The 17,226-nt window shown below is 71.3% G+C and carries 16 protein-coding genes; 8 read left to right on the forward strand and 8 right to left on the reverse strand.

Going from position 1 to position 17,226, the window contains the following annotated elements:
- Positions 1-140 precede the first annotated feature (140 nt).
- Entirely contained in the window at positions 141-635 is a 495-nt protein-coding gene (locus ACIRR8_RS12085; RefSeq protein ID WP_018514302.1) for an inorganic diphosphatase, read from the reverse strand.
- An 86-nt stretch (positions 636-721) separates the two neighbouring features.
- Between ACIRR8_RS12085 and dacB the strand changes: the two genes are divergently transcribed.
- The 6 genes from dacB (at position 722) to folE (ending at position 8,371) form a co-directional block, all read left to right on the forward strand.
- Entirely contained in the window at positions 722-2,212 is a 1,491-nt protein-coding gene (dacB, locus tag ACIRR8_RS12090) for a D-alanyl-D-alanine carboxypeptidase/D-alanyl-D-alanine-endopeptidase (RefSeq protein WP_404062377.1), read from the forward strand.
- Between the two features lie 80 nt (positions 2,213-2,292).
- Positions 2,293-3,429 carry a zinc-dependent metalloprotease gene (locus tag ACIRR8_RS12095; RefSeq protein WP_404062380.1) on the forward strand — a complete coding sequence of 379 codons (1,137 nt, stop codon included), beginning with the start codon at positions 2,293-2,295 and terminating at the stop codon, positions 3,427-3,429.
- A gap of 187 nt (positions 3,430-3,616) precedes the next feature.
- Entirely contained in the window at positions 3,617-4,717 is a 1,101-nt protein-coding gene (gene tilS / locus ACIRR8_RS12100) for a tRNA lysidine(34) synthetase TilS (RefSeq protein ID WP_404062382.1), read from the forward strand.
- 98 nt (positions 4,718-4,815) lie between these two features.
- Positions 4,816-5,355 carry a hypoxanthine phosphoribosyltransferase gene (gene hpt / locus ACIRR8_RS12105; protein ID WP_380952218.1) on the forward strand — a complete coding sequence of 180 codons (540 nt, stop codon included), beginning with the start codon at positions 4,816-4,818 and terminating at the stop codon, positions 5,353-5,355.
- Positions 5,356-5,541: 186 nt separating this feature from the next.
- Complete coding sequence (gene ftsH, locus ACIRR8_RS12110) at positions 5,542-7,602, forward strand: ATP-dependent zinc metalloprotease FtsH (protein ID WP_404062385.1); 2,061 nt, start codon at positions 5,542-5,544, stop codon at positions 7,600-7,602.
- A 163-nt stretch (positions 7,603-7,765) separates the two neighbouring features.
- Complete coding sequence (gene folE / locus ACIRR8_RS12115) at positions 7,766-8,371, forward strand: GTP cyclohydrolase I FolE (RefSeq protein ID WP_404062600.1); 606 nt, start codon at positions 7,766-7,768, stop codon at positions 8,369-8,371.
- Positions 8,372-8,800: 429 nt separating this feature from the next.
- On the opposite strand, the gene ACIRR8_RS12120 is transcribed toward folE, so the two are convergent.
- The 6 genes from ACIRR8_RS12120 to ACIRR8_RS12145 all read right to left on the reverse strand — a co-directional run bounded on the left by ACIRR8_RS12120 (position 8,801) and on the right by ACIRR8_RS12145 (position 13,727).
- On the reverse strand, positions 8,801-9,289 hold the full coding sequence (locus tag ACIRR8_RS12120; RefSeq protein WP_404062387.1) for a DUF3180 domain-containing protein: 489 nt from the start codon (positions 9,287-9,289) through the stop codon (positions 8,801-8,803).
- 67 nt (positions 9,290-9,356) lie between these two features.
- Positions 9,357-9,968: a 2-amino-4-hydroxy-6-hydroxymethyldihydropteridine diphosphokinase gene (folK, locus tag ACIRR8_RS12125; protein ID WP_404062390.1), complete on the reverse strand. Its 612-nt coding sequence runs from the start codon at positions 9,966-9,968 to the stop codon at positions 9,357-9,359.
- Positions 9,965-10,324: a dihydroneopterin aldolase gene (gene folB, locus ACIRR8_RS12130; RefSeq protein ID WP_404062393.1), complete on the reverse strand. Its 360-nt coding sequence runs from the start codon at positions 10,322-10,324 to the stop codon at positions 9,965-9,967. Before folB ends, folK begins: the two co-directional genes overlap by 4 nt.
- Positions 10,325-10,536: 212 nt before the next feature.
- The gene (locus tag ACIRR8_RS12135; RefSeq protein WP_404062396.1) at positions 10,537-11,010 is read right to left on the reverse strand and encodes a nuclear transport factor 2 family protein; all 474 of its coding nucleotides are present in this window, start codon (positions 11,008-11,010) and stop codon (positions 10,537-10,539) included.
- Positions 11,007-11,804 (reverse strand): dihydropteroate synthase, encoded by a 798-nt coding sequence (gene folP / locus ACIRR8_RS12140; protein ID WP_404062602.1) that lies wholly within the window; start codon positions 11,802-11,804, stop codon positions 11,007-11,009. Before folP ends, ACIRR8_RS12135 begins: the two co-directional genes overlap by 4 nt.
- Positions 11,805-11,897: 93 nt before the next feature.
- Entirely contained in the window at positions 11,898-13,727 is a 1,830-nt protein-coding gene (locus ACIRR8_RS12145; RefSeq protein WP_404062398.1) for a phosphatidylglycerol lysyltransferase domain-containing protein, read from the reverse strand.
- A 185-nt stretch (positions 13,728-13,912) separates the two neighbouring features.
- Between ACIRR8_RS12145 and ACIRR8_RS12150 the strand changes: the two genes are divergently transcribed.
- Positions 13,913-15,034 carry an alpha/beta hydrolase gene (locus ACIRR8_RS12150; protein WP_404062401.1) on the forward strand — a complete coding sequence of 374 codons (1,122 nt, stop codon included), beginning with the start codon at positions 13,913-13,915 and terminating at the stop codon, positions 15,032-15,034.
- A gap of 52 nt (positions 15,035-15,086) precedes the next feature.
- On the opposite strand, the gene ACIRR8_RS12155 is transcribed toward ACIRR8_RS12150, so the two are convergent.
- On the reverse strand, positions 15,087-16,259 hold the full coding sequence (locus ACIRR8_RS12155) for an ABC transporter ATP-binding protein (protein WP_404062404.1): 1,173 nt from the start codon (positions 16,257-16,259) through the stop codon (positions 15,087-15,089).
- A gap of 139 nt (positions 16,260-16,398) precedes the next feature.
- Here ACIRR8_RS12155 and ACIRR8_RS12160 point away from each other — a divergent pair, with 139 nt between their 5' ends.
- Positions 16,399-17,223: an ABC transporter permease gene (locus ACIRR8_RS12160; protein ID WP_404062407.1), complete on the forward strand. Its 825-nt coding sequence runs from the start codon at positions 16,399-16,401 to the stop codon at positions 17,221-17,223.
- Positions 17,224-17,226 lie beyond the last annotated feature (3 nt).

A 17,226-nucleotide genomic window follows, 5' to 3' on the forward strand; every position in this document is an offset into this window, starting at 1 on the left:
ACGTGTGCCCAGTATGGCCACCGGCATGACCGCCGCATGACGAGACGGTGCGCACAGCGGAACGGGCGGCACACCCGTGAAGGTGTGCCGCCCGTTCCCGTACGGCCGTCCGGCTCACAAGCGGAACCGGAAGAGGGACGTCAGTGCTTGCCGCCCTGCGCCTCAAGACGCTTGTACGAGGCCTCGATCTCGGCCTCCGCCTCGGTACGGCCGACCCAGTCGGCGCCCTCGACGGACTTGCCCGGCTCCAGGTCCTTGTAGACCTCGAAGAAGTGCTGGATCTCCAGGCGGTCGAACTCCGACACGTGGTGGATGTCGCGCAGGTGCTCCACCCGCGGGTCCGACGCCGGGACACACAGCAGCTTGTCGTCGCCGCCGGCCTCGTCCGTCATCCGGAACATGCCGATGGCGCGGCACTTGATGAGGCAGCCGGGGAAGGTCGGCTCGTCCAGGATGACCAGCGCGTCCAGCGGGTCGCCGTCCTCGCCGAGGGTGTTCTCGACGAAGCCGTAGTCGGCCGGGTAGCTGGTCGAGGTGAAGAGTCGACGGTCCAGGCGGATCCGACCGGTCTCGTGGTCCACCTCGTACTTGTTCCGCGAACCCTTCGGGATCTCGATGGTGACGTCGAACTCCACGGGTGGCTCCTCCATGATCAACACATACGACGGGTGATTAAGTGTCCCCCACGCAGAAGAGTGCTCGCGAAAGGGGCTGGTCAACGGTGGCCGAGCCGGTGGAAGAACCGTCGAACCGCCCGTCGGACCCGTGGGGCCGGATCAGGAACCTGAAGAGCGAGAGCAAGCGCAACGGGTCCGACACCTGGCTGGTCGTCGCAGGCTCCGCCGTGCTCGGCCTGGTCGTGGCCACCGGCGCCGTCCTCGCCGCCGGTCCCTGGGACAACGGTCAGCGTAAGGCCGAGCGGCAGCTCGCAGCCGCCGAGCACCCCACAGGTGGCGTACATCACGGCCGCAGGCTCCCCGGCGCCCCCGAACCGGCCCCCAGCGCCCCCGCCGTCCTCGGCGCGCTCGACACCGTCACCCGTTCCGCCCCGCAGGACCCGGCGAGTCTGCGCACCGCCCTCGCCCCGCTCATCGGCGCACCCGAACTCGGCACCGAGGTCGCCGCCTCCGTCGTCGACACCGCCACCGGCAAGCAGCTGTACGGGCAGGACGCGGCCACCCCGATGACCCCGGCCTCCACCGTCAAGATCGCCACCGCCGCCGCCGCGCTCTCCGCCCTCGGCCCCGACCACCGCATCGCCACCACGGTCCGGCTCTCCGAGGACGCCCGCACCCTCACCCTCGTCGGCGGCGGCGACCCCACCCTGACCCCGGCCGCCCTGAAGTCCCTGGCCGCCTCCGCGGCGCGCGCGGTCGCGGAGGCCGACGCCACCGGCGTACGGCTCACGTACGACACCTCCCGCTACACCGGCCCGGAGCGCCACCCCATCGGCAAGAACCCCAACCTCGCGCCCGTCACCGCCCTGATGGTCGACGAGGGACGGCTCGACGACACCGACCGCGGCCCCGCCACCCGCAGCGACGACCCGGCCGGCGACGCCGCCCGCGCCTTCGCCGCCCAGCTGGAGAAGGCGGGCACCGAGGTCACCGGCGAACCCCGCGAGGCCCGCGCGCCCGGCAAGGCCCGTACCGTCGCCACCCACCACTCCGCCCCGCTCGCCGCCCTCGTCGAGCGCACCCTGACCAACAGCGACAACGACATCGCCGAGGCCCTCGCCCGGCAGACCGCCATCGCCAAGGGCGAGAGCGCCGACTTCGCGGGCGCCCGCCGCGCCGTCACCACCGAGCTCAAGAAGCTCCAGGTGCCCACCGCCGGAGCCCGCCTCGCGGACGGCAGCGGACTCGACCGCGAGGGCCGGGTCACCCCGGCCCTCCTCACCACGCTGCTCGCCCGCGCCGCCGACCCCGAGCGGCCCGGACTGCGGTCCGTCCTCACCGGCCTCCCGGTCGCCGGCTTCACCGGCACCCTCAGCACCCGCTACCGGGACGGCACCGACACCACCGCCGCCACCGGCCTGATCCGCGCCAAGACCGGCACCCTCAGCGGCGTCAACGCCCTCTCCGGCACCGTCGTCGACCCTCAGGGCCGGCTGCTCGCCTTCGCCTTCCTCGCCGCCGGCTCCACCGCACCCGCCGACGCCGAAGCAGCCCTCGACGCCATGGCCGCAGCCCTCACCGGACCGGCCGGCTGAGCCCCGCTCCTTCGAAGTCCCCACCCGAAGAGCCGCACAAGACCCCACCACCGGGCGAGCCGCTCACGTACGGTTGACGCATGACGAGCATCGGTGGTGCAGAGATGGTCGACTGGAACCTCGCGGTCGCGACCGCGACACGACTGGTGCGGCCCGGGCCCGAGATCAGCCGCGAGGAGGCCCGCGCCGTCGTCGCCGAGCTCCGGCGCCACGCCAAGGCCTCCGAGGAGCACGTCCGCCGCTTCACCCGGATGATCCCGGAAGGGACCGAGCCGGAGGACACCCCGGTCCTGGTCGTCGACCGGGCCGGCTGGATCAAGGCCAACGTCGCCGGCTTCCGCGAACTGCTCCGCCCGCTGCTCGCCAAGATGGAGGCCCGCCGCTCCGGCGGACCCGGCGGCGCCGTGCTCGGCGCGGTCGGCGGCAAGGTCACCGGCGTCGAGCTGGGCATGCTGCTCTCGTTCCTCGCCTCCCGGATCCTCGGCCAGTACGAGACCTTCGCCCCCGCCACCCGCGAGCTGCCCGGCTCCGCCGACGGCGGCGGACGGCTGCTCCTCGTCGCGCCGAACATCGTCCACGTCGAGCGGGAACTCGACGTCGACCCGCACGACTTCCGGCTCTGGGTCGCGCTCCACGAGGAGACCCACCGCACCCAGTTCACCGGCGTCCCCTGGCTCCGCGACCACCTCCAGGGCGAGATCCAGTCATTCCTGGACGAGACCGACGTCGACCCGATGACCTTCCTGGAACGGCTCCGCGAGGCCGCCCAGTCCCTCTCCGGCGCCGGCCGGCCCGAAGGCGAACGCGGCGACGACAGCGGCCGCAGCCTTGTCGACGTCGTCCAGACCCCGGCCCAGCGCGAGGTCCTCGGCCGCCTCACCGCCGTCATGTCGCTCCTCGAAGGCCACGCGGACTACGTGATGGACGGCGTCGGCCCCGAGGTCGTCGGCTCCGTCGCCGAGATCCGCGAGAAGTTCCAGAAGCGCCGCGCCCAGGGCGCCGGCCGGCTCGACCAGGCGCTGCGCAAACTGCTCGGCCTGGACGCCAAGCTCCGGCAGTACAAGGACGGCGAGAAGTTCGTACGATCGGTCGTCGACGAGGTCGGCATGGACGGCTTCAACCGCGTCTGGACCTCGCCCAACACCCTCCCCACCAAGGCGGAGATCGCCAAACCCGCCGAGTGGGTCGCGCGGGTGCACCGCAAGGCCGAATCGTGACCCTTTTCCGGCCCACCGCCGGGAATCCGCCTTCCAATCACCCATCCGGGGGACCATGAGGGCATGGGAAGGCGTGCAATGCTCGATGAACAGCTTGCCTCTGTCACCATCGACGCACTCTGAGTGACGGGACTCACGCGTTCCGGCGCTCGACGCTCCTCCCGAACCTTCACGAAGGGCACCGGACATGGGTCCCCATCCTGCGGTCGCGGCGATACGCCTGGCGGTCCGCCGCGTACTCCACGACGTCCTCACCGAATTCCACCGGCACGACGGCTCCGGCCGCCCCGCCGAAGCGGCCCGGCGCACCGCGCCCGCCTCCCGCTACGCCGAGGCCGGCACGGCGAGCAGCCCCGCTCTCGCCGAGCGGCCCGCCGCCCCGCTCGTCCTCGTCGCCTGCTCCGGCGGCGCCGACTCCATGGCGCTCGCCTCGGCCCTCGCCTTCGAGGCCCGCAAGCTCGACGTCCGGGCCGGCGGCATCACCGTCGACCACAACCTCCAGCCGGGATCCGGCCTCCGGGCCGCCGAGGTCGTCACCCGGCTCGCCGCCATGGACCTCGACCCCGTCGAGGCCGTCGCCGTGCACGTCGGACGCGAGGGCGGCCCCGAAGCCGCTGCCCGCGACGCCCGCTACGCCGCGCTGGACGCCGCCGCCGAACGCCACGGCGCCGCCGCCGTGCTGCTCGGCCACACCCGTGACGACCAGGCCGAGACCGTCCTCCTCGGCCTCGCCCGCGGCTCCGGCATCCGCTCGCTCTCCGGCATGGCCGCCGCCTCCGGGCCGGCCGGCCGCTACCGCCGCCCCTTCCTCCAGCTCGACCGCCAGACCGCCCGCAAGGCCTGCCTGGTCCAGTCGATCCCCGTCTGGGACGACCCGCACAACATCGACCCCGCCTACACCCGCTCCCGCCTCCGCCACGAGGGCCTGCCCGCCCTGGAGAAGGCCCTCGGCAAAGGCGTCGTCGAAGCCCTCGCCCGTACGGCGCAGCTCTCCCGCGACGACGCCGACGCGCTGGACACCTGGGCCGCAGAGGCCGAGCTCGCCGTCCGCGACGAGACCGGCCGGCTGGAGTGCGCCAAGCTCTACGCCCTGCCGCCCGCCGTCCGCCGCCGCGTGCTGCGCCGGGCGGTCATCGAGGCCGGGGCGCCGGCCGGCTCCCTCTTCGCCCGCCATCTCGAAGAAGTCGACCGCCTGATCACCGGCTGGCGCGGCCAGGGGGCCATCAACCTGCCCGGCCGCGTCGAGGCCCGACGGCAGGGTGGCAGACTGGTCATTCGGCAGAGCTGACGCGCGAGCGGCCAGCCGCAGGCGAACAGCCGGACCGGGCCCGGGGCACACCTCCGGGCCCGGCAGGCGAGAAAGAGACGCGGGTGAACGAGAAGGACATGGGCAGCGACCTCCAGTCGGTGCTCCTCACCAAGGAAGAGATCGACGCGAAGCTCGTCGAGCTGGCCGCGAAGATCGACGCGGAGTACGCGGGCAAGGACCTGCTCCTCGTCGGTGTCCTCAAGGGCGCGGTGATGGTGATGGCGGACCTGGCGCGCGCGCTGTCCACCCCCGTCACGATGGACTGGATGGCCGTCTCCTCGTACGGGGCGGGCACCCAGTCGTCCGGTGTCGTACGGATCCTCAAGGACCTGGACACCGACATCAAGGGCAAGCACGTCCTGATCGTCGAGGACATCATCGACTCCGGTCTGACGCTGTCCTGGCTGCTGTCCAACCTGGGCTCCCGGGAGCCGGCCTCGCTGGAGGTCTGCACCCTGCTGCGCAAGCCGGACGCCGCGAAGGTCGCGATCGACGTGAAGTGGATCGGCTTCGACATCCCCAACGAGTTCGTCGTCGGCTACGGCCTGGACTACGCCGAGAAGTACCGCAACCTCCCCTTCGTCGGCACGCTCGCCCCGCACGTCTACGGCGGCTGACCGGCAGGGAACCCTCGCGGCCTTCGGGCCGTTGAAGCTTCGAAAGCGGGTTTATCCGCCGTACGCAGCGGTCGCGGGCCTCCTCGCTGGGGTACCGTCCGAAGAGCACTCTTTTCCAGCAGAGCTTTCACACACAGCAGCATTTACCTACGGGCAGGAGGGACGGGGCGTCTTCGCTCCGTATGGATGGACGTGAAGCGATACTTCCGTGGGCCGGTCATGTGGATCGTGCTGGCCGTCCTCGCCGTGGTCGTGTTGATGCAGGTCGTCGGCTCGTCGGGCGGCTACAAGACGGTGGACACCGCCAAGGTGATCCAGGCGATCAGCAAGGACCAGGTGGAGCAGGCCAAGCTGACCACCGGTGATGAGCAAATTCTCAAGATCGAACTTAAGGACGGCCAGAAGCTTGCCGGCGAGTCCGGCACCAAGTTCCAGGCGAGCTACATCGGCAACCAGGGCGTCCAGCTCGCCGACACGCTCCAGGAGAAGTTCGAGGCGGGTGACATCGAGAAGGGTTACACCGTCTCGCCGTCGAAGCAGTCCCCGTTCGTCTCGATCCTCCTCTCGCTGCTGCCCTTCGTCCTGATCGTCGTCGTCTTCCTGTTTCTGATGAACCAGATGCAGGGCGGCGGCTCCAAGGTCATGCAGTTCGGCAAGTCCAAGGCCAAGCTGATCACCAAGGACACCCCGAAGACGACCTTCGCCGATGTGGCGGGGTCCGAAGAGGCGGTCGAGGAGCTCCACGAGATCAAGGAGTTCCTCCAGGAGCCGGCGAAGTTCCAGGCCGTCGGCGCCAAGATCCCCAAGGGCGTCCTGCTCTACGGGCCGCCCGGTACGGGCAAGACGCTGCTCGCACGCGCCGTCGCCGGCGAAGCGGGCGTGCCGTTCTACTCGATCTCCGGCTCCGACTTCGTCGAGATGTTCGTCGGTGTCGGTGCCTCCCGGGTCCGTGACCTCTTCGAGCAGGCCAAGGCGAACGCCCCGGCGATCGTCTTCGTCGACGAGATCGACGCCGTCGGCCGGCACCGCGGTGCGGGCATGGGCGGCGGGCACGACGAGCGTGAGCAGACGCTCAACCAGCTGCTCGTCGAGATGGACGGGTTCGACGTGAAGGGCGGGGTCATCCTGATCGCCGCCACGAACCGCCCGGACATCCTCGACCCGGCGCTCCTGCGCCCGGGACGCTTCGACCGGCAGATCGCGGTCGACCGCCCGGACATGCTGGGCCGGCTGGAGATCCTCAAGGTCCACCAGAAGGGCAAGCCCGTCGCGAAGGACGTCGACCTCGGCGCCGTCGCCCGCCGCACGCCCGGCTTCACCGGTGCCGACCTGTCGAACGTGCTGAACGAGGCCGCGCTCCTGACGGCGCGCAGCGACAAGAAGCTGATCGACAACGAGAGTCTCGACGAGGCCATCGACCGCGTCGTGGCGGGTCCGCAGAAGCGGACCCGGATCATGTCCGAGAAGGAGAAGAAGATCACCGCGTACCACGAGGGCGGACACGCCCTGGTCGCGGCGGCCTCCCCTCAGTCGGACCCGGTCCACAAGATCACGATCCTCTCCCGCGGCCGCGCCCTCGGTTACACGATGGTGCTCCCGGAGGAGGACAAGTACTCCACGACGCGCAACGAGATGCTCGACCAGCTGGCGTACATGCTGGGCGGGCGCGCGGCCGAGGAGCTGGTCTTCCACGACCCGACCACCGGCGCGGCCAACGACATCGAGAAGGCCACGGCGACGGCCCGCGCGATGGTCACGCAGTACGGCATGACGGAGCGGCTCGGCGCGATCAAGTTCGGCGGCGACAACTCGGAGCCCTTCCTGGGCCGCGAGATGGGCCACCAGCGCGACTACTCGGAAGAGGTCGCGGCGCTGGTCGACGAAGAGGTCAAGAAGCTCATCGAGAGCGCCCACAACGACGCGTGGGAGATTCTCGTCGAGAACCGCGACATCCTCGACGCCCTCGTGCTCGAACTCCTGGAGAAGGAGACGCTCGGCAAGGACGAGATCGCGGAGATCTTCGCCCCGATCGTCAAGCGTCCCGCCCGCCCGGCGTGGACCGGCTCCGCCCGGCGCACCCCGTCGACGCGGCCTCCGGTGCTCTCTCCGAAGGAGCTGGCCCTCACCAACGGCGCCTCCACCGCCAACGGCTCGGCCACCCCGCCGGAGATCGCCCCGAAGGCGGACCTCACCAAGGACATCGCCCCCTCCCCGGAGGCGATCCCCGAGGACCGTCCCGAGAGCTAGACCCGCACCGCATCCGGTGAGACCTCCGTCACGGGGCGCTCACCAGGTCCGGAATGGAAGCCGCGCCCCCCAGGTTTTAGCCTGTGGGGGCGCGGCTTTTCCGTATGCCGGCGATGTCCACGTGCGAACCGCGCACGGGGCAGCCATGAGGAACGAGGCACAGATGACCGACCCGGTGACGCTGGACGGCCAGGGTTCGATCGGCGATTTCGACGAGAAGCGGGCCGAGGCGGCCGTACGCGAACTGCTCATCGCAGTCGGAGAGGACCCGGACCGCGAGGGCCTCAGGGAGACGCCGGGGCGGGTGGCGCGGGCGTACAAGGAGATATTGGCGGGTCTGCGCCAGGAGCCCGAGGACGTCCTGACCACGACGTTCGACCTCGGACACGACGAAATGGTCCTGGTGAAGGACATCGAGATCATGTCCCTCTGCGAACACCACCTCCTGCCCTTCCACGGCGTCGCGCACGTCGGCTACATCCCGGCCGACTCCGGCAAGATCACCGGCCTGTCGAAGCTGGCCCGCCTGGTCGACGTCTTCGCTCGCAGGCCCCAGGTGCAGGAGCGCCTGACCACGCAGGTGGCGGACTCGCTCATGCGGATCCTGGAGGCGCGCGGAGCGATCGTGGTGATCGAGGCGGAGCACATGTGCATGTCGGTGCGCGGCATCCGCAAGCCGGGCGCGAAGACGACCACGTCGGCGGTACGGGGACAGCTGCGCGATGCCTCCACCCGCGCCGAGGCGATGAGCCTGATTCTGGCCCGCTAGCCTGTCAGCCCGCTTTGTCGGTGGTGCCCGATACGCTCCTCGGCCTGAGGTGGTGAGCAGGCCGAGGAGCGTCGCATGGACCACGGGTTACCGAGGGCCGTCGCCCGGATCCACGCCCGCAAGCCCTGCCGCGAACGGCTCACGTTCCGGATGGGGTACGCGTTCGGCTACTTCGTGGGCGCGACCTGTGCGGACGGCACGGTGGGGAAGAACTACGTCTCCCTCGTCGTGAACGACGAAGCGGTCGCCGGTCGGTACGCGCGCAGTCTCACCGAGGCGACCGGGCTGGGTGACGGTCCAGGCCGTGCGGCCCGGCGTCGCCCCGGGCAGACCGCGCACCCTGTACAGCTGCCGGCTCCGGCCGTATCCCACCTTCCTGGTCCACGGCCACCTGGTGCGGGAAGCGGGGTGAGACGGGCCGGTGCCGCTCTAGGCGGCCGCCGCCCCCGTGCCGTCGTCGTTGTCGCCGTTCTCGGGGAGGCGGCAGACGCGCTCCAGGAAGAAGGCGGCCGCGATGACGCCGATGCCCGCCACCACCGCCGCGCCGGCGTAGATGGCCTGGTCGCGGCGGGGCGGGACGTCGAGGAAGCCGAGCAGGAAGACGCCCGTGCCGCCGTACATCCCGGCGACCAGGGCGGTGACCAGGGCGCTCGCCTGGCCGAAGACGACCGCCCGCGCCGCCATCAGGGGTTCGACGCCCTTGGCACCGGGGCGCCGCTCCCGCTGGGCGCGGAGGCGGGTGCGAATGGAGAGGGCGGTGGCCAGGAGGATCACCGCGATCACGGCAAGCACGATCGAGGCGGCCAGCGGGACGCTCGGGAGGGTGCCGAGGGAGTCCCAGAGGCGGGCGCCGCCCCAGGAGAGGATGCCGGCGGCGGCGAAGAGGCCCGCCAGTACCCCGAGCCGTAGTTGCTTCACCGCGTGAGCCGCCCTTCGTCGCCTGCTGCCAGCTGTTGCTTCAGCTCGTGCCCGTCGAGCCTAACGATTACTCCGGCAGGCGCAGTTCCAGGTCGGCGCGGGGCAGGACGCCTTCGCGGCCGACCCCGGCGAGCAGCTCGGCGACCGGGCCGGCGCCGGGCAGTTGGGCCTCGGGGTCCATGTCGTGCCAGGGGGCGAGGACGAAGGCCCGCTCGTGGGCGCGGGGGTGGGGGAGGGTGAGCACCGGGTCGTCGGAGAGGACGTCGGCGTACGACACGATGTCGACGTCGATCGTGCGCGGGCCCCACCGCTCCTCGCGGACCCGGTCGAAGGCCTCCTCGACGGCCTGGCCGCGCTCCAGCAGGGATGCGGGCGGCAGCGTCGTCTTCACGAGGATGACCGCGTTGAAGTAGGAGGGCTGGCTGTCGGCCGCGACGCCCCAGGGCTCCGTCTCGTAGACCGGGGAGACGGCCTTGACCCGCAGGCCCGGGGTGTCCTCCAGCGCGTCGACGGCGCCCTGGAGGGTCTCCAGCCGGTTGCCCAGGTTGGAGCCGAGGGCGATCACGGCCATCTTGGGGTTGGAGAGGGTGATGTCGGCGGCGTCCACCTGCTTGACGACGGCGGTGGGTACCGGCTGGACGGTCGGGTCGCTCTGCCCCGCGGTGGAAAAAGCGGTCATGCTCGGCTCCGGGTGATGGTGATGGTCACGTCGTCGAAGGGGACGGTGATCGGCGCGTCCGGCTTGTGCACCACGACCTCGACCTCCTGGACACCTTCGTGCTTCAGGCACTGCTGGGCGATGCGCTCGGCGAGCGTCTCGATCAGGTCGACCGGCTCGCCCGTCACCACTTCGACGACCTCTTCGGCCACCACGCCGTAGTGCACGGTGCGGGCCAGGTCGTCGGTGGCTGCCGCGGGGCGGGTGTCGAGGCCGAGCACCAGGTCGACGATGAAGGTCTGGCCCTCTTCCCGTTCCTTGGGGAAGACGCCGTGGTGCCCACGGGCCTTGAGGCCGCGCAGCGCGACACGATCCACGCGAATCACTCCTGCTGTCGTTGGTCCAAGAGGCACCCGGCCGCGTGCGGGCGGCGAGGTGCCTTCTTTCGAATCTACCTGCGAGCACCGGCAGTGCTCGCCCGTGGGGGCCATGGACAGCGCCTCACGGGACTGGTAGCCGCCCATACCCGCGGTCGGGGACTCCAACCCCTGCCCGTCCCTTACCCACTCGGGAGGGTGGCTGCGCGTCGTCAGGACGACGGTTCGTCGTCGTCCTCGTCGTCGGTCTCCGCCAGGACCGGCGAGCCGTGGTGGGACCAGAGCTTCCACCCCTCGGGCGTGCGCCGGAACACGTTGGTGGCGACGACCAGCTGGCCCACCAGCGGCCCCAGGTCGCTGCCCTCCTCGGCCGGGCCGCCGCTGAGGATGTTCTCGGTGCAGGTCACCAGCGCGGTGTCCCCGGTCATCGCCACGTTGACGTCGGTGAGGAAGAACTGGATGTACTCGGTGTTCGCCATGATCAGCGCGTAGCTGCGGAGCACGTCGCCGCGGCCCGTGAGCACCGGCCACCCCGGGTGGACGCAGGAGACGGTGAGGTCCTCGCCCGGCAGCCACCCGTCGGAGAGCGCCTCGTGGTCGCCGCGCTCCAGCGCCTCGTAGAAGGCGGTGTTGGCGGCCTCGACCTCCGCGATGTCGGCGGCGGCCGACGCGTGGTCCTCGTTCACGCGGCTCCCTCGACGGCGCGGGCGACCCGTACGGCGTCGGCGGTGGCGCCGACCTCGTGGACCCGGACCGCCCAGGCCCCCGCCCGGGCCGCGAGGGCGGAGACCGCCGCCGTCGCCGCATCGCGTTCGCGGGCGGGCGGCAGGGTGGCGCCGGGCCCGGCCAGGACGTGGCCGAGGAAGCGTTTGCGGGAGGCGGCCACCAGCAGCGGGCGGCCCAGCGCGTGCAGATCGTCCAGGTGCGCGACGAGGGCCAGGTCGTGCGGGGCCAGCTTCGCGAAGCCGAGGCCGGGGTCGATCACCACGCGTTCCGGGGCGACGCCGCCCGCGATCACCGCGTCCATCCGCTGCCGCAGCTCGCCGAGGACCTCGGCGACCACGTCCTCGTACACCGCCCTGCTGTTCATCGACTCGCTGAAGCCCCGCCAGTGCATCACCACGAACGGCACCTCGGCGGCGGCGACGGCCGGGATCATGTCCGGGTCCGCGAGGCCGCCGCTCACGTCGTTGACCAGGACGGCCCCGGCGGCGACGGCCTTCTCTGCGACGCGGGCGCGCATGGTGTCCACGGAGACGGTGACGCCCTCGGAGGCCAGCCCCTTGACGACCGGGACGACCCGCCGCAGCTCCTCCGACTCGTCCACCCGGCTGGCACCCGGCCGGGTCGACTCACCGCCGACGTCGACCAGGTCGGCGCCTTCGGACACCAGGTCGAGACCGTGCTTGACGGCGGCCGTGGTGTCGAACCAGCGGCCGCCGTCGGAGAAGGAGTCGGGCGTCACGTTGACGACCCCCATGACCGCACAGCGGTCCCACTCCGGCAGTCCTCGGACCGTGCCGCGCACGCGTGACGTACTCATGCTTCCAGCCTAGGCCCGCCACGCCGTCCGCTACGCCGCGCTCACCTCGCGCTCCGGGGCCGTGCGCAGCGCGTGACCGCACGGGTGTCGGTCGCGGGAGCGGAACGGGCGGGGCAGCGAGACGTTCACGAACCCCTCCGCCCGCATCGCCGCGATCCCGATGCGCGGCAGGTCGCGGCTGGTGCGGAAGACCACGAAGCGCGGCTCCCAGCGCGGCTTGAACTTGGCGTTGAACTTGTACAGCGACTCGATCTGGAACCAGCGCGAGAGGAAGATCAGCAGCCCGCGCCAGCCGCGCAGCACCGGTCCGGCGCCGAGCCGCTCGCCACGGGCCAGCGCCGAGCGGAACATCGCGAAGTTCAGCGAGACCTGCTTGACGCCGAGCTTTCCGGCGGCCTGGAGCGAGGCGACGATCAGCAGCTCGTTCATGCCGGGGTCGGCCGAGCGGTCGCGGCGCATCAGCTCCAGGGACATCCCGTCGCGGCCCCACGGTACGAAGTGGAGGACGGCCTTCAGGTCGCCGTGCGGGGAGTCCTCCGTACCGGAGCCGGGCAGATGGGCGGTGGCGATCACGCAGTCGCCGTCGGCGGGGTCGCCGATCCGGCCGAGCGCCATGGAGAAGCCGCGCTCGGTGTCGGTGCCGCGCCAGTCGGCGGCGGCGCGGCGGATGCGCTCCAGCTCGGTGGGGCCGATGTCACGTGCTCGCCGGACCCGGGTCTCGTAGCCGCCTCGTTCGATGCGCCCCACCATCTGGCGTACGTTCCGCATGGCCCGCCCGGCGAGGGAGAAATCCGCGACGTCCACCACCGCCTCGTCGCCCAGCTCCAGGGCGGTGAGTCCGGTCTCGCGGGTCCAGACCTCGCCGCCGCGCTCGCTGCACCCCATCACGGCCGGCGTCCAGGAGTGCGCCTTCGCCTCGTCCATGAACCGCTCGATGGCGCCCGGCCAGGCCTCCACATCGCCGATCGGGTCGCCGCCGGCCAGCATCACCCCGGAGACGACCCGGTAGCAGACGGCGGCCTTGCCGCTGGGGGAGAAGACGACGGCCTTGTCGCGGCGGAGCGCGAAGTGGCCGAGCGAGTCGCGGCCGCCGTGCGTCGCCAGCAGCGCCCGCAGCCGGCTCTCGTCGTCCTCGGTGAGGCGGGCGGCCGGGTGCTCGGGCCGGAAGGCGAGGTAGATCGTGGTGACGGCGGTCAGCAGGCCGAGCGCGCCGAGCGAGTACGCCACGGTCCAGCTGGTCCGCCCGGCGTAGTCGACCGGCCCCTCCACGCCGAACAGGCCGTACAGCACGTGCTGGAGCCGGTCCGCGATGGACGGGGCACCGACGACGCGGCCGGGGTGGACGGAGACGATGACCAGGCCGAGCGCCAGCGAAGAGGCCCCGAGCAGGACGAAGTTGGCCAGCGCCCGCCAGCGGCTGCGCGGGTCGGGCAGCGCCCGGAACTGGTCCCGGTGGCGTAGGAGGAGCGCGCAGAGCGTCAGCGAGACCAGCACGCCGACGACCGAGTGGCGGTACGCGAACTGCGCCACGGCCCCCGCCGGGAGCAGCACCACCGCCGCCCGCCAGGCCCGCCGCTTGCGCCGCTTCAGCCCGTGTGCGAGCAGGAGCAGCAGGACGCCCGCGCTCAGCGAGAGCGCGGCGGCGAACGGGCCGAGCGCTCCGGGCAGCACCTCGGCGAGGCTGTGCATCCGGCTGTGCCGGAAGCGCGGGAAGACCCCGGCGACGACGTCGATCAGGCCGACGACGGTGCAGGCGGTGCCGACGACGGCCGGTACGGCTTCGGGGCGCGGGCCGCGCAGCAGCCGCCGCATCCGCTGCGGAACCGATACCGATTTATCCCCATCTACCGTGACAGACATCGCTTCCGTGGCTCCAGATGAGAGTGCAGGTTCGTGGGTCCGTCGGCGGTCGGCCGTTCCGGACGATGTGCTCCCTCTAGGACGGGGCGCGGGTGGTGAGGGTTCATCCACATTCCGGAAATTTCCCCTCGGAGACGCGGCGGGAACGCGGCGGACAAGTAGCGAAAGACGGAGAAAGCAGACTCATGGGTCTCACCAGCAAGGTAGTTCTGGCGGTCGTGGCGGCCTTCGCGGTGGCACTGTTCGCCGCCACGGTCTGGCTCTGGCCACGGCTGGCCCGGCGGAGCGCCGCCGCCGTGACGGGCCGGGTGGGGCTGCTGCTGGCGACCCAGCTGACGCTGTTCGCCTCGGTCGGTCTGGCGGTGAACAACGCGTTCCTCTTCTACGGTTCCTGGGCGGACCTCTTCGGCCAGAAGCAGGAGTTGGGCGTGGTCAGCGACCACCCGGACGGCGGTCCCGGCTCCCCCAACATGACGCGGATCGGTACGCAGCGCCCGGATGTGCCGGGCGGCGGAGCGCCGTCGGTGGGCGGGCGGATCGACAAGGTGGTGGTCTCCGGGCGGCTCTCGGGCCTCAAGACACCGGCGTACGTCTATCTGCCGCCGGAGTACTTCCGGAGCGCGTACGCGAAGCGGACGTTCCCGGCGGTGGTGGTGCTGACCGGCTATCCGGGGATGGCGGAGGGCCTTCTCACGGGCCTGCGGTATCCGCAGACGGCGCACGAGCGCGTGAAGGCGGGCAAGGCGCAGCCGATGATCCTGGTGATGCTGCGGCCGTCGGTGGCGCCACCGCGCGACACCGAGTGCGTGGACATACCGGAGGGGCCGCGGACGGAGACGTTCTTCGCGAAGGACCTCCCGGAGGCGATCGGACAGTCGTACCGGGTCGGGAAGAACGCCCGTAACTGGGGCATCATCGGCAACTCGACCGGCGGCTACTGCGCGTTGAAGATCGGCCTGCACCACCCGGACCGGTACGCGGCGAGCGCCGGGCTCTCCGCGTACTACAAAGCCGCAGAGGACCCGACGACCGGCGACCTGTTCCACGGGAAGCAGGAGCTGCGCGACCGGGCCGACCTGATGTGGACGCTGAAGAACCGGCCGCCGTCCGGCGGCTCCTTCCTGGTGACGACCTCACGGCAGGGCGAGAACAACTTGAGGAGCACGATGGAGTTCATCGACCGGGTGAAGGCGCCCGCCCAGGTGTCCTCGATCGTGCTGGACAGCGGCGGGCACAACTTCACGACCTGGCGGCGGGAGATCCCGCCGGCGCTGGAGTGGCTGAGCGGGCGCCTCAGCGCGCAGTGAGGGGCCGGCCCGCCCACGGGCCCCGCAGTGCGCGCCGGGGCCCGCGGCCCGGCTACGCGGAGGCGACCGTCTCCACGGCGACCTCCGCGCGCGGTACGGCTTGCGCGTCGGCGTCGATCGAGCGGCGCAGCGCCTCGTGCAGCCGGGCCGGGGTCAGTACGCCGAGGAAGCGGCCCTCGCTCTCCTTGTCGATGACCGCGATCCAGCCGGCGTCGTGCTGGAGCATGGTGGCGAAGGCCTGCTTGAGCGGCGCGCCGAGCGGAAGCCAGGCCTCCATGCGGCGGGCGTGCTCGCGGACGGTGCCCTTCGCGTCCGGGGCGGACGCGCTGCCGACGGGGATCCAGCCGTGCAGGTTGTCCTGGCCGTCCAGGACGACCGCCCAGCGCGCGCCCTCGGAGCGGAGCCGTGCGGTGGCCTCTGCCAGCGAGTCGTCGAGGTGGACGACGGGCGGCTGGTGGAGGTCGCTCTCCTCGATGGGGGTCACCGAGAGCCGCTTCAGCCCGCGGTCGGCGCCGACGAAGTCGGCCACGTACGGGGTGGCGGGGGCGCCGAGGACGGTGGCGGGGGAGTCGAACTGCTCGATGCGGCCACTCCCGTACACCGCGATCCGGTCGCCGAGACGGACGGCCTCCTCGATGTCGTGCGTGACGAACAGCACGGTTTTACGGACCTGGGCCTGGAGTTTGAGGAATTCGTTCTGGAGCCGTTCGCGGACGACCGGGTCGACCGCTCCGAAAGGCTCGTCCATCAGCAGGACGGGCGGGTCGGCGGCCAGCGCGCGGGCGACTCCGACGCGTTGACGCTGGCCGCCGGACAACTGTTCCGGATAGCGGTCACCGTAAACGGAAGGGTCGAGTCCGACGAGGTCCAGGAGTTCGGCGGCGCGTTCGCGTCCCTTTCCGCGCTTCCAGCCCAGGAGATGGGGGACGGTCGCGGTGTTCTCCAGCACCGTCTTGTGCGGGAAGAGGCCCACCTGCTGGATCACATAGCCGATGCGGCGGCGGAGTTCGACGGGGTCGATGGCGGATATGTCGTCCCCGTCGAGGAATATCGTGCCCTCGGTCGGTTCGATCAGCCGGTTCACCATCTTCATGGTGGTCGTCTTGCCGCAGCCGGAAGGTCCGACGAGCGTGACCAGTTCACCCTCGGCGACCTCGAAGGAAAGGTCGTCGACGGCGGTGGTGCCGTCCGCGTACCGCTTGGTGACGTGCTCGAAACGGATCATGATTCCCCATTGTGGAGGGTGTTCTGTGAAGGGCGTGTTGCCGGAATGCGACAGCCTCCGCGATTGTCAGTGGTCGAGGATAGGCTCGCCGGGCATCAGTTCGACACGGGCGCGACACGGAAACGGGAGGTGGGGCCGGATGGCCGGAGCGGACTGCCTGGCGACGAACGACTGGATCTGCGGCGAGTATCTGCGTACTCGCAGCCAGGAGTTGACCGACGCCACCGTGCAGCACATCGGGATCACGGTGGTCTCGGTGCTCATCGGGCTCGCGGTCGCCTTTCCGCTGGCGCTGCTCGCCCGCCGGGGCCGCGGCTTCGCCGGACCGGTGCTCGGGCTGACGACGATCCTCTACACCGTGCCCTCGCTGGCGATGTTCTCGCTGCTGCTGCCCCTGTTCGGGCTCTCGGCCGCGCTCGTCGTCACGGGCCTGGTGCTCTATTCGCTGACCATCCTCGTACGGAACATCCTGGCCGGCCTCGAAGCCGTCCCCGAGGAGGCCAAGGAGGCCGCCCGGGGCATGGGATACGGGCCGTGGCGGCTGCTGTGGGAGGTGGAGCTCCCGCTGGCGCTGCCCGCGCTGATGGCGGGGCTGCGCATAGCCACCGTGTCGACGGTCGCGCTGACCACGGTCGGCTCGCTCGTCGGCAAGGGCGGCCTCGGCAACCTCATCGAGGACGCGCTGCCGAGCTTCTTCAAGGCGCAGGTGCTCGCCGCCTCGGTGCTCTGCGTGCTGCTCGCCGTCACCGCCGACCTGCTGCTCCTGGGAGTTCAGCGGCTGCTGACGCCCTGGACGCGTATACGGGCGGCGACGGGGGATACAGGTACGGGTACGGACGGTGTGGACGGTTCCCGTGGTGCGGACGATCCGCGCGTTTCGGGTGGTTTGAGCAGTGCGGGTGCTCCTGGCGGTTCGGGTGGTCCGGCGGGCATGTCCGCCCCGGCGAAGGTGGAGGCGGGCTGACCC

Origin of the sequence: Streptomyces sp. NPDC101178, assembly GCF_044767965.1 — a bacterium.
Lineage (GTDB): Bacteria > Actinomycetota > Actinomycetes > Streptomycetales > Streptomycetaceae > Streptomyces.

Excerpts from the sequence above, each read along its gene's own strand:
- folE (WP_404062600.1), top strand. The coding sequence starts at position 7,766 with ATGACCGACCCGGTGACGCTGGACGGCCAGGGTTCGATCGGCGATTTC.
- hpt (WP_380952218.1), top strand. The coding sequence starts at position 4,816 with ATGGGCAGCGACCTCCAGTCGGTGCTCCTCACCAAGGAAGAGATCGAC.
- ACIRR8_RS12160 (WP_404062407.1), top strand. The coding sequence starts at position 16,399 with ATGGCCGGAGCGGACTGCCTGGCGACGAACGACTGGATCTGCGGCGAG.
- ACIRR8_RS12145 (WP_404062398.1), bottom strand. The coding sequence starts at position 13,727 with ATGTCTGTCACGGTAGATGGGGATAAATCGGTATCGGTTCCGCAGCGG.
- ACIRR8_RS12155 (WP_404062404.1), bottom strand. The coding sequence starts at position 16,259 with ATGATCCGTTTCGAGCACGTCACCAAGCGGTACGCGGACGGCACCACC.
- tilS (WP_404062382.1), top strand. The coding sequence starts at position 3,617 with ATGGGTCCCCATCCTGCGGTCGCGGCGATACGCCTGGCGGTCCGCCGC.
- ACIRR8_RS12150 (WP_404062401.1), top strand. The coding sequence starts at position 13,913 with ATGGGTCTCACCAGCAAGGTAGTTCTGGCGGTCGTGGCGGCCTTCGCG.
- ftsH (WP_404062385.1), top strand. The coding sequence starts at position 5,542 with ATGGACGTGAAGCGATACTTCCGTGGGCCGGTCATGTGGATCGTGCTG.
- folK (WP_404062390.1), bottom strand. The coding sequence starts at position 9,968 with ATGACCGCTTTTTCCACCGCGGGGCAGAGCGACCCGACCGTCCAGCCG.
- folP (WP_404062602.1), bottom strand. The coding sequence starts at position 11,804 with ATGGGGGTCGTCAACGTGACGCCCGACTCCTTCTCCGACGGCGGCCGC.
- ACIRR8_RS12095 (WP_404062380.1), top strand. The coding sequence starts at position 2,293 with ATGACGAGCATCGGTGGTGCAGAGATGGTCGACTGGAACCTCGCGGTC.